A 12,979-nucleotide genomic window follows, 5' to 3' on the forward strand; every position below is an offset into this window, starting at 1 on the left:
GCTTTTTAATGGTGAGTTATTTAGATTGGTAGCTGTTAATTTGTGTAACTGTTAACAATAACAATAACTATTTATAAAACAAATCACAGGGCGGCAAATGGGGATTACGTTAGGCAAAGACGGTTTTGTCTGGGGGCTGAGCGCGCTATGCCAGCTCAATCGCATTCCTTTCGATGCGGAACTTTTACTTCAACGTTACACGCCCCCATACGATACGACATTATTGCAGCAGGCGGCGATCGATCTAGGATTTAAGGTCGCACTGCAATCCTCGCGTTTAAAAGATATCCATCCCTCCGCGTTCCCCCTCCTCGCATTACTGAAGCCCCCTCAACATTCTCTACAATCGCAAGACGCCTCAGAGCCTGAATCTACTGGTGTCGCTTTAGTTCTTAAAGCAGACCATCAGCGCGTATTACTTATTTCGCCTGGCGATGCAACCCCAAGAACCATTTCATTTGAAGAGTTCGAACAGCAAACCACAGGCCAAGTGTTTTTTGCATCCCGTCAGCATGAGTCAGTAACAGACAATGGCTCTGCTCCGAAACCCAAAGATAAGCAAAAACAGGCATTTGGTTTTCGTTGGTTTATTCCCGAACTAATGAAACATAAAAAAATCTGGCGCGAAGTCTTGTTGGCATCGTTTGCTATTCAGCTTGTGGCCTTAGCAACACCACTTTGCACTCAGGTTGTGATTGATAAAGTCGTGGTACATCACACGACTAGTACCTTAGTTGTTATTGCCATTGCCCTGGGGCTGTTTCTTATTTTCAATGCCTGCATGGGTTGGGTCCGACAGTACTTAGTCCTGCATACGGGTAATCGCATGGATGCGGTGCTCGGACATAAAGTATTCGCTCACATGCTGAAGTTGCCAATGCGCTACTTTGATCATCGGCCTACAGGAACGTTGGTCGCCAGGCTCCATGGGGTCGAAACCATACGTGAATTTCTGGCGGGGAGTTTGATTACGCTTATTTTGGACTTCCCTTTTCTTATTGTCTTCTTGGCAATCATGTTCTGGTACAGCTGGCAGCTAACTTTAATTTCACTAGCATCACTCGCCTTAATTACCATCTTAAGTCTTGCCGTTACTCCAATACTTCGCAAAAAGTTAAATCATCAATTTTTATTGGGTGCGAGAAATCAAGCATTTCTGACGGAATACGTGTCTGGCATGGAAACGGTGAAATCTCTGCAGTTGGAGCCTCAGTTAGAAAAGAAGTACGGCGACTACCTTTCCACCTACCTGGCAAGTACGTTTGACTCTAAACAGTTATCAAATACATACAACACCATAGCAAATACGCTGGATCAGTTACAGACGCTCGGCATTCTTTGTGCGGGTGCCTGGATTGTGATGCACAACCCGGAGTTCACCATTGGTATGTTGGTGGCTTTTCAGATGTTCTCTGGACGTTTATCAGGGCCTGTGTTGCGCTTAGTGGGAATGTGGCAGGAATTTCAGCAGGCTGATATTGCAGTGAAGCGGTTGGGAGATTTGATGGATGCACCTGCAGAGCCGTATTCCATCGTTCCAAGCCGTGTCAATAAACAGGCGGGTAGTCTCGAATTCGAAAATGTCAGTTTTAGGTATAGCGAGAATCACCCCTGGCTTTATCAAAATCTTAACCTGTCGATCAAGCCTAATGAATGCACGATTGTTATGGGGCCTTCAGGTTGCGGTAAAAGCACATTAGCCAAATTGTTGCTTGGTTTTCTGCAACCAGAAGAGGGGCATATCAAATTAGATGGTAAAGACATACGCTATTTATCGGCGAATGAGCTAAGGAATGCCTTCGGAGTTGTGCCACAGGAAACGACATTATTTGCGGGTACTCTTTATGAGAATTTCACCTTATCTAATCCACATGCGAGCTTTGAGGAGATTGCCCACGCTTGTCAATTGGCTGGTATTCACGAAACAATCGAGCAGCTACCTGAAGGCTATAACACCGAAATTGGTGAGGGGGGTGCAGGCCTAAGTGGCGGGCAAAGACAGCGTATTGCAATTGCACGAGCATTGTTGCGTAAGCCAAATATATTAATTTTTGATGAGTCAATTTCTAATCTTGACGAAAATACTGCAGCTCATTTTTCAGAAACAATAAAATCATTAAAAAGCTACGCTACTATAATTTTTATTACTCACAATATACCAGGTGAGCTTAGTGAAGAGGTTAGGGTAAATTTAAATGAATGTATCAATGTAAATGAGAACAGAAAAAAAACAATATGAGATCTTTTATGACTGCAAAAAAAATAACAATTATAAGTGTAATTGTTATATTAATATTTTGGATAGGTATTCCAAAAATCATTATATGGAAGGCTGATAAAAAAGTAGATAAATTGTGCTCAACACAAACACTTTTTAATGTTTATGAGCAAATTTATATGGCGAATGAAGAATATAATAAATTTAGAATAATAACATTATCAGGTCCGCAATATGATGATCCAAATTTATCTTATTATGCATGGACATCGACTACAGTAATTGAGGGAGATGTAAACTCAGCGGAGGCTACATCTTTGGTTATATCTAAGACAAGTTATAAGGTTTACTCATCTTCACCACATCGACTTTTGGGCGAAAGTGTTACCTTTTCACGAAGTGGTGGAGACCCCTGGTTGTCATTTATGCCTTCAAGGCATTCATGTAATATCGATCAAATAAATGGTCTTCTAAGTAAAGTATTTATTAAAGTTAAATAAGTTAATGATCGGGGAAATTATGAGCAACATAAACGATTTATATAAACAATCAATGTTGGCTTTTGCATCATATGCTGAGCTTGCCCCTGGAGTACCTTCACTTGATTCTTTGAAAGATGCTCGTATGGTGGAGAGTCAAGCCACGATATTTTTGAATTCATTTAATGTTGTTGAACAGTATTCTGATGATGCAACGGGGGCCTCGGCTACTGTGTTTGAGGAAATTGGAACTGGTGTAAAGTATCTTGCAATAAGGGGAACGGAATCATTAGGCGACTATATTTCTGATCTGCTTTTGGCGACAGTCGCCTTGCCACAATTGAATCCGCAGTACATGGTAATTGAGGCGAAAGTAGCAGAATGGATAAGCACAGGTATTTTAGATTCGAGTTTTACAATAACTGGACATAGTCTCGGTGGATACTTGGCAACTGCAATTGGCATGAAATTTAACGATAATGTATCCAATGTTTTTACCTATAATTCCCCCGGTTTCGTATCTCTTACAGGTAACGTAATCGATATTTTTAAACAGTCTTTTGGGCTAGGTGATCTGGCGTTGATTGACGGAATTTTTAACGTGCGCGGAACAGCTGGGATTTCTGCCATATCTGGATTGGGGGTTCAGTTATCACCACCGATCTTAGTGGAGACTGAGTATAATGATACTCTAATACCAAACCATTCAATTATAAACGTTACCGATTCGTTAGCATTATTCGATTTTGCTTCACAATTGGATCCATATGTTACTCTGGCAAAATTAAATAATTTGGTCAAGTCTTCTGGAGCCTCGGATGAGTTGGAACAAGAGAATACATTGGATGCATTCCGGAAATATTTTGGTTATACCTTGCCTACCACAACAAGAGAAGATTTTTGGTGGAATTTATCGCAATTAAAATTAATTGGTGCAGCCTCAGAATTATTTGGAAATGTGGAAATATTAACATCGCCGCAATCTCTAGAAGATGCTAAAAATAATTTCGAATCTTTTTTAAGCATAATGTTCCTCTCACCATTTACATTGAATACTGAAAGTGGCTATTTCGAGTCGATTCATAGTAATTTATATGATAAATGGGCAAGTGATGGATTGCTAAGTGATGAAGATAGACTTGTTGGTCTGGCAAATTATTCTGATCAATTTTTAAAAGATAGAATAGCAATGCTTGGCTGGGTGAATAAAGAAAACTTTTCTGATTACGGCGACTTATTATTGTCGAGTGCAGACGTATCTAAACCCGATAGTTATTTTATTGATATATCAACTAATAAGGTGATTCGACTTGGGTCCGTATTCAATGAGGACTCCAGTCGTATCCATTATGTTTTTGGAAGCATTAGCTCGGATGCAATTTTTGGGGGGGGGAATCAGATCGTCTGTACGGACTGGAGGGGGCTGATAACATTGTCGGTAATGCTGGAAATGATTGGATAGAAGGTGGTGATGGCTCCGATAATTTAAACGGTGGTGAAGGATCTGACCAACTTTTTGGTGGTGCGGATAGTGATACTTTAATTGGCGGAGCTGGTATTGATTCTCTCTATGGTGGATCAGGAAGTGATACGTATATTCACAATACTGGTGATGGTAATGATGTAATTGTTGATCAAGATGGTGCAGGTCAAATCATTCATAATGGACAATCAATTACTGGCGGTGTTAAACAGTTTGATACTTTGTGGAAGAGTAATGATGGGCAAACTTTATTCTCGGTATATCAATCTAATGATGGTTCAAAGACATTAAATATTTTTCTCAATAATGGCGAACGATTGTATATCAAAAATTGGAGTGAAGGCAATTTAGGAATTAGCCTGACTGATGGTAACTCCAATTCAAATAATACGTACGCACAAACTGCTATAGGTACGTCGGATGATGAGCAATTTATTGGTGGTGTTAGAGAAGGATATGGGGATTCCGGAATACCTGAAGCTCTGAATGCATATGTTGATGCTGGTGATGGCAATGATGCCGTTATGGGAATAGGGGATGGGACTACTGCTAGAGTATGGGGCGATCCAAACTATAGTGATGATATGCTTATTGGTGGTTCTGGTAACGATGCCATTACTGGGCTGTCTGGAGAAGATACTATTGATGGTGGTGAAGGCAATGACTTTATTGTCGGGGGGTATGGCAAAGATCTTATACAAGGGGGGGAAGGAGACGATTTCATTATTAGCGGTTTAATTTATGCATACGACCGCTATCACGATTATGACGTAACATATTTTTATTACCGGAATGATGATACAGCCAAATGGAAGGACGGAGCAGCTGGATTTGGTTGGACAGTTGAAACCCTTACTACCTCCGGAGGTACTCAAATATTAAATTACTACAATTCATCTGATCAGCCTTCCTTTAATTGGATCCTAAATCCCGGATTTAATTACGTAGATCAAAGAATAGGTGCATCTCTGCTTCCTGAGTTTGGATTGGACGTTCATGGCGATACTGTTGATGGTGGTGATGGTAACGATATGATTCAAGGATCGTCAGGTAGTGATTACATTCAAGGTGGTGATGGTGATGATGCGATAATTAGCTTAGAGAGCGTGGATTTTGTTTGGGGTGGTGCAGGAAATGACTCAATCGATACCGGAAAAGATGATGATTATCTTGATGGAGGCGATGGTAATGACCTCTTAGCTGGAAACTATGGAAATGATGTTATTTATGGTGGAAATGGAAATGATTACATTAGTGGAGATTTGTGGCGCATAACTGATACATCGATGTATCCCACTTCGACAGTTTTTGCGTTGATGGGAGATGATTGGATTGATGCTGGTGCTGGCGACGATTCAGTTGAAGGGGGAGGCGGGAATGATTTATTGATGGGGGGGGATGGGGATGACGTACTTCAAGGGGACTCCCCTAACCTTCCTCAAGAGTATCATGGAAGAGATACCTTATACGGTGGAGACGGTAACGATACTCTCCGCGGCGGGGGTGCTTCAGACTTTCTATATGGTGACGCCGGCAGTGATAGTCTCTTGGGTAATGAAGGAGACGACTTTTTGGATGGCGGTTCCGGTAGTGACTTAATGTTTGGGGAAGCCGGTTTTGACACTATTTTGGGCGGAGACGGTGATGATACGCTCTCTGCGGGAGAGGGAGATGACTATCTGAGTGGGGAGGATGGAGTCGATATTCTCCAGGCAGACGGCGGAAATGATTTAGTCGACGGAGGGGACGGAAATGACTATCTGGATGGCGGCTATGGGGACGATATTATAATTGGGGGCGTAGGCGTCGATGAGCTTTATGGTGGGGCAGGCAACGATACATTTATATTGAATTTAGGAGATAGCGAAATTACAGAATCTCTTCTTGAGTCAATCAATGACACAGAAGGGAATAACAAAATCCAATTTGGTGCTGGTATCTCTAAAAGTGATTTGATTCTCGATTCAACCTACGCTAATGGTTCCGGTGACTTGATTCTGCAGTATTCTTCCATCGATTACATCTATATAAAAAATGGACTATTCGGATCGGTTCAATTATTTGAATTTGCAGATGGCTCATTAGCATCTCTCCCCATGCTGTTGGCGCAACAGCTAAACTCCCCCATTGACATTAGTGCCTCCCAGACGGGCCTTGCAATGTATGGGGGCAATGCAGACGATATTATTGTAAATTATGGAGGATCGTCCATATTTACCGGCGGTGCGGGAAATGACAGTTTAACGGGATACAGTGGTGGAAATACCTATATCTACAATTTAGGTGATGGCCTAGATACTATTACAGATACAGGGGGTATTTTAAACGAAAGTGGACAACTACTTGCCAATACGCTTAAGTTCGGTACAGGGATTAGCGTTGAGGATATTAAGCTTTCGATAAGTGTAGAAAATGGTAATGCACTCAGATTGAATATTGGAAGTGATGGTAATGGTATTTTGCTTAACAATTTTTCGCACGATACTTTATCCCCTGCGATTGACAGATTTGAGTTTGCTAACGGAAATGTGCTGAGCTATCCAGAACTATTAGAATTGGGAATAGAGGTTAGTGGTACTACTGCTGGAGAGACAGTTCGAGGGTCAATAGTTAACGATACAATTAATGGGTATGCTGGTGACGATGTATTAATTGGAGGCGATGGAAACGATACATATATGTTCGCCTTGGGTGATGGCGCTGACATTATTGAGGATAGTGCTGGAATAAATCAGGTTATATTTGGAAGTGGAATTTCTCCTGATAGCATAGTACTTTCTCAATTCCAGGCTGATGATGGTAGTTATTACCTTGAGGTTCGTTATGGAAGCGGCAACGACAGTCTGTTAATTAAAGATGGATTGAGTGGCCGGATACTTTCATATACTTTTTCAGACGGGACTATCCTTACACATGCAGAGCTTGTCGAGGCTACAAATCTTCCTATAACCGCGTACGGAACCTCTGGTGATGATTTCATGTTCGGCACAACTCGGGACGACTCGCTTAGTGGTGGATATGGGGATGATCAACTGACAGGCTTCGCTGGTAACGATACTTTGCGTGGAGGCCGTGGTAATGATCTCATTGATGGGGGGGATGGTAATGATGTCATAGACGGTGGTTCCGGAAATGATTCTTTATCAGGTGGTTCAGGCACTGATGCCTATTTTATGAAATATGGTATGGGCAAAGATATTATTTTTGAGTCTGGACTTTCTGAAGAAAATGTTATTCGTCTCGAAGCGGGCTTAAGTTTTGATAGTCTCGTTTTCAATGCAATAGGTAACGATTTATATATAAACATCCAAGATTTGGACGAAGGGGTGTTAATTAAAGACTATTATTTGAATTCACAATCCTGGACTCTCCTCAACACTGAAAATGAGAGTAAAGCACTAACGGAAATAATAGATAACCCTTCCCCCAGTCCTCTAGGACTGATTGACTCAGCCATTGCGAGTTACGAAAACAAAGTTCGAAGTGTTTATTTCAAGGGGTTGGGCGAGCATGGTTATGCCTTAAACTCTAATGGTGGTACAAAAACTGAAGTTACTTCTGATGAGAATAGCATCGAAACGACAAATTATTCCTCATCAATAAATGACATTGAAATATATTCTGATGATGCAGTTATTCAAAGATCATCCCAAAACTTTACAGCAATCAGCAATTTAATCTCATCTCAAATAATTCAATCTCAACTTTTAGCGGGCTCTACAATAGGAGCCACAATTGGCGTAGCTACAGGTTCGGGTGGAGCGAAACCTGTTTTTATTCCGACTTCTCCAGGGTCCGGGGATGACTCAACTCATGATTTTTCCGATGCTTCTAATGTCATTACCGTCCCTGGAAAAGGAGTCTGGATTTTGCCTCCCGGTAGTCAATTGGGAGGCGGTGGTTCAAGTGGAGGTGGGGCAAGTTCAGATTTCTATAAATACTATTTCTCAGAGACTTCACAACTTACGTTTGAAAAATTAATCGCTGGAGCCTCTGATAATTTTATTTCTTCGTCAACTCTAGGTGGATTGGGATGGTTGGTAGATGCCGGTGCAGGTAATGATGTTATCTATGGCGGCAGAGATATAAGCTTCAATTTTAATGCCTATATTTCAGTAGGATATGACTATCTTGTTGGTGGTCCATATTATAGCGAGATGAATCTTGGTTCTCTTCTTTATGGAAATTCAGGCAATGATATTGTAGTTGGTGGTGATTTGAATGACATTTTAGTTGGTGGAGATGGTAACGATTTCCTTGATGGTTCTTTCAGCTCAGATACATATTTAATATCTTCTACTGATATTGGCACTGATGTAATTTTTGATTCAGGTTATGACTTCATGTGGTATGTGGATGGAGAGTACCTTGAGATTCCTAGAGGTTATACGGGTGATCGAACAATTGAAGCAATTTATGAAGCCGGTTATACAACAAAAGATACTGTTGAGTTTGATGATGGTATTAGTCTGGCAGCGCTTGAGTTTTCATGGGGTACCATAACTCAGCTCTCTTCAGCGTATCCCTCGTTCATTAATGCAGCTTTCGATCCATTTCAAGATAGCAATTTGTCTCAAGAAATGGTAACTCTTGAACTTAAATGGGGCGCAGAAAAAAGCGTTAAAATTGCGATCCCGTTTAAAAAAATTCTGCAAGATACGACTTCTGATCTCAACCCCATTTCGAAGTGGAATTACGGGGAGGGAATTGAGTTATTTAAGTTTGCTGATGGTACTGTCTTAACAATGGAGCAACTGCTTCAATTGGCCCCCCCCATGCCAATCACTATGATGACGTTCAATCAGGGGGACGGGTATATTGAAGTGGATAGCCAATTTTGGGGCGCGGCTATCAAGTTTGGTAACGACATTTCGATCGAAAATATATCTTTTGCTCGCGATGGGAATGACTTGTTAATGACCTATGAGAATAGTAATGATCAAGTTCGAGTAAAAGGTGTGTATGTTAACCCAGAAAAATATGCCCATGTATCGGGGATTTTTCACAACATAGATTACTATGTGGACATGGCCAACATCCCACTTGATATTACAGGCACAGAAGAAAACGACCAACTGGAGGCTATCGACGGTGCTAGCTATCGCATCTTTGGGCAGTCTGGGAATGATACTTTGGTCGGCGCAAATGGCAATGACACATTATTTGGAGAATTGGGCGATGACATTCTCTCGGGTGGCGCGGGCAGTGATACTTATCGAGAGTTATTAGGTAATGATCGCATCATAGAAACCAATACCGGGGCTGATGAGGATGTTATCGAGCTATTTGTTGGACCAAACGATGTATCTCTTACTCGATCAGAAAATAATTTGGTGCTGGCATACGGGGAAAATACATTAACAATTGATAATTGGTATGGATCAAATGGCAAAAATATAGAGAAAATTGTATTTGGTGATGGAAGTACTTGGGATAAAAGTACTCTTGAAGCGATGGCCCCAGCCAGTCTTAATAATGCGCCTGTTACTGCGATCGAACTTTCCGATGCAGTCATTGCTGAAGATTCTCCTTTGAGTATTGATCTTTCTATCGGGTTTGCTGACAGCGATACTGGTGACCAGCTTATTTATACAGCTGAATTAGAAAATGGAAATCCCTTGCCTAGCTGGATTTCTTTCGATCCTGTAACTGGCATATTAAGTGGATTACCACAAAACTCCGAGGTTGGAAGTACGAATTTAAAAGTAACTGCCACAGATCTAGCTGGGGAGAGTACTAGCCAAACCTTCGTTCTCACTGTCATTAATACAAATGATGCGCCGGTGCTGGTCGGAAGCATTGAGAACCAACAAGTGGTTGATGGCAATACTTATACCTATACCATTCCGAGCACTCTCTTCCAGGATGTTGATCTGGGAGATACGCTAACGTTATCAATGACTCAATCAAATCAGTCTCCTTTACCAACGTGGTTAACTTTTGATCCTCAAACATTAACGTTGACTGGTTCTCCATCGGCGGCCGATATTGCGACCCCTCTGAATCTTACTGTGACTGCCTCTGACACATCTGGCAGTTCAGTGTCGACCAGTTTCATATTGACGGTAGCCGCGATGGCAGCGCAATCGCTAGTGGGAACTGCAGACAATGACGTGCTGGCTGGAGGTAGCGGGAACGATACGCTAAACGGCGGAGCTGGTGCTGACAGTATGTCAGGAGGATATGGCAATGATCTTTATATTGTCGATAATTCTGGCGATGTGATTACTGAGAATGCCTCAGAAGGTTCTGATACCGTGCAAGCTCCATTCAACTACGTTTTGGCAGCGAATGTCGAAAATCTTACTCTTACCGGCACTGGAGCCACATTGGGAACCGGAAATGCTTTGGCCAATGTCATTATCGGCAATAGCGGTAATAACACACTCCGCGGGAATGGCGGAGCAGATACATTAAATGGTGGTGCTGGCACAGACACAGTGACATATTCTGGGCAAAACCCATCTGTACGAGTCAATCTAACGACTGGTCTCGGTAAAGGGGGGGATGCGGAAGGTGATGTGTATATTTCCATTGAAAATGTCACAGACTCATGGAGTAATGACCTGATTATTGGAAATAGTGTTGCAAATAGACTTGATGGGACGTCCGGTAATGATATTTTGCAGGGGATGAGTGGCAACGATTCACTAGCAGATTCTTATGGCAGGAACGTACTAGATGGCGGGGATGGTCATGATTATATTTATGACAGCGATCAGAGCGAACTTATTATTGGCGGTAAAGGTAATGATGAAATCTACACTGGTGCCGGTCAGGATATCATTTCCTTCAATAAAGGCGATGGAGTAGATGATTATTACGGTGGCGCTGCAACTGATAATACCCTGAGTCTGGGGGGTAGTTTTAGTTATAACGAGCTCAGCTTTAGAAAATCTGGAAACGATTTGGTCCTAAATGTAGGAACAAGTCAAATTAATCTTAAAAGCTGGTATGCAGCAACACCTATTAAATCGGTCCTTAATCTTCAGGTAATTGCAGAGGCCATGGCGGATTTCAATGCCAATGGAACTGATACGATGCTAGATAATAAAGTGGAGAAATTTGACTTTATTGGCATAGTCAATCAGTTCGACACAGCGCTTGCAGCGGATGCTAACTTGACAAGCTGGTCCCTGACGAATGCCTTGTTGGATTACCATCTGGGTGGAAGTGATACCGCGGCTATTGGCGGTGATCTTGCGTACCAATATGGTCTCAATGGATCGCTCGCGGGTATGGGCTTGTCGGCGGCTCAAAGTGTGATCAATTCAACTAGTTTTGGTCAGTCAGCTCAGACATTGCATGCATCGACGTCATGGCAGTCTGAAACCACAAAACTCGCATAATAGAAGGCAGTGAATTGAGTCAGTTGCATGGTTGATCCTAAATCCGATGCGCCATCGGAGGTAACAAAGAAACGTCTGCAGCAATATGGCCTGGAGTTCGCTCCAGGCCTGCTGAGTATTCAGGAGCAATCCCCCTCACCTTTGCCAAGAATGGTATTACGAGGGATCCTATTGTTATTGATGGCATTATTGATATGGGCCATTTGGGGGCGGCTGGACGTGGTAGCCGTTGCTGAAGGCAAGCTCGTCCCTATCAGCTATCTGAAGATTGTTCAGCCAGCAGATGCAGGGATTGTGCGAGAAATCGCAATTGCTGAAGGACAGCATGTTGAAGCTGGTCAGGTACTTGTCCGTATGGATAGTAATCTTTCTGAAGCTGACAGCCTGACCATCCAGCACGCCTTGCAATATAAGTCTCTGGAATTACGCCGTATCGAAGCAGAGCTAAACGGTGCAGCCTTTATTCGTCAAAAAGACGACTCTCCCGAATTGTTTTCTCGTATCGCGGCCGAGTATGCTTCCAATCGCCGAGCATTAGATGACGATTTGGATGCTGAAAGAGCGAGCCTCCAAAAGGCCAAGCACGATTTGTCTGCGACGTTGGCTATTCAGCGGAAATTAGAGGAGACATTGCCTTCATATCGGCAGCAAGAGGCTGCATATGAAAAATTGGGCAAAGATGGTTTTGCAGGCAACCTCATGGTTATGGATAAGCGAAGGGAGCGCATCGAGAAGGAACAAGATTTAAATGCCCAGCAATATAATGCTCAAAGCTTGCAGTCGGGCATTGTGCAGTCGGAGCGCCGCATGGCGCAAATTCAGTCCGATTATCGTCAAAAGCTTGAAGCTGAGCGCGTCAGTACGTATGCCGAATATCAACGATTGCAACAGGAATGGGCAAAGCAATCCCACAAGAATAGCCTTCTTGAGCTGCGTGCACCCCAGTCCGGCTTTGTAAAAGATCTCGCAACGCATACTCCGGGCACGGTGGTCTCACCTGGCACAGTATTAATGACCTTAGTGCCTAATAATGAGGCCTTGCAAGCTGAAGTTTGGGTCAAAAATGAAGATGCTGGTTTTGTTCGCCCAGGGCAAGAGGTCAAGCTTAAGCTATCTGCCTATCCCTTCCAAAAATACGGCATGATTGACGGCGAGGTAATCCAAGTAAGTGCGGATGCGACGGATAAAAGTAATCCTCAACAGTCACCTGACGTCAATTCACCATCTGCTGGTCAGCTCACGTTTAGAACCTTAATTCGTTTGAAGCAGCAAGAACTTGTCCTCGATGGTGATCGCCTGCATTTGTCGCCTGGCATGCAAGTCGCGGGAGAAATCAAGTTGGCGGACCAGACGGTCATGGAGTATTTGCTTTCCCCTGTTCGTCGCGCATTTCATGAGGCGGCCCGAGAGCGATAGTCAAATTCCTCTTAATCAGCATAGGTCATTCCCC

At 42.7% G+C, this 12,979-nt stretch carries 5 protein-coding genes and 1 pseudogene; all 6 read left to right on the forward strand.

The annotated features are described in order from the left end of the window. Positions 1–97 precede the first annotated feature (97 nt). The 6 genes and pseudogenes from ACWWD9_RS02705 (at position 98) to ACWWD9_RS02730 (ending at position 12,945) form a co-directional block, all read left to right on the forward strand. On the forward strand, positions 98–2,239 hold the full coding sequence (locus tag ACWWD9_RS02705) for a peptidase domain-containing ABC transporter (protein WP_455867647.1): 2,142 nt from the start codon (positions 98–100) through the stop codon (positions 2,237–2,239). 8 nt (positions 2,240–2,247) lie between these two features. Continuing rightward, a complete protein-coding gene (locus ACWWD9_RS02710) occupies positions 2,248–2,718 on the forward strand; it encodes a hypothetical protein (RefSeq protein ID WP_455867648.1) in 471 nt (156 codons plus the stop codon). Positions 2,719–2,737: 19 nt separating this feature from the next. After that, complete coding sequence (locus ACWWD9_RS02715; protein ID WP_455867649.1) at positions 2,738–4,159, forward strand: hypothetical protein; 1,422 nt, start codon at positions 2,738–2,740, stop codon at positions 4,157–4,159. Beyond that, positions 4,156–4,299: pseudogene (locus ACWWD9_RS02720) on the forward strand (hypothetical protein); the annotation flags it as partial. The gene ACWWD9_RS02715 and the pseudogene ACWWD9_RS02720, both read left to right, overlap by 4 nt. 102 nt (positions 4,300–4,401) lie before the next feature. Next, positions 4,402–11,529 carry a putative Ig domain-containing protein gene (locus ACWWD9_RS02725; RefSeq protein WP_455867650.1) on the forward strand — a complete coding sequence of 2,376 codons (7,128 nt, stop codon included), beginning with the start codon at positions 4,402–4,404 and terminating at the stop codon, positions 11,527–11,529. 27 nt (positions 11,530–11,556) lie between these two features. Continuing rightward, on the forward strand, positions 11,557–12,945 hold the full coding sequence (locus tag ACWWD9_RS02730; protein WP_455867651.1) for an HlyD family type I secretion periplasmic adaptor subunit: 1,389 nt from the start codon (positions 11,557–11,559) through the stop codon (positions 12,943–12,945). Positions 12,946–12,979 lie beyond the last annotated feature (34 nt).

This window comes from Methylovorus sp. SPW-M1 (assembly GCF_053848825.1).

What these genes read in the sequence shown, in the direction of transcription:
- ACWWD9_RS02705 (WP_455867647.1), top strand. Translation starts at nt 98, where the DNA reads ATGGGGATTACGTTAGGCAAAGACGGTTTTGTCTGGGGGCTGAGCGCG.
- ACWWD9_RS02710 (WP_455867648.1), top strand. Translation starts at nt 2,248, where the DNA reads ATGACTGCAAAAAAAATAACAATTATAAGTGTAATTGTTATATTAATA.
- ACWWD9_RS02715 (WP_455867649.1), top strand. Translation starts at nt 2,738, where the DNA reads ATGAGCAACATAAACGATTTATATAAACAATCAATGTTGGCTTTTGCA.
- ACWWD9_RS02730 (WP_455867651.1), top strand. Translation starts at nt 11,557, where the DNA reads ATGGTTGATCCTAAATCCGATGCGCCATCGGAGGTAACAAAGAAACGT.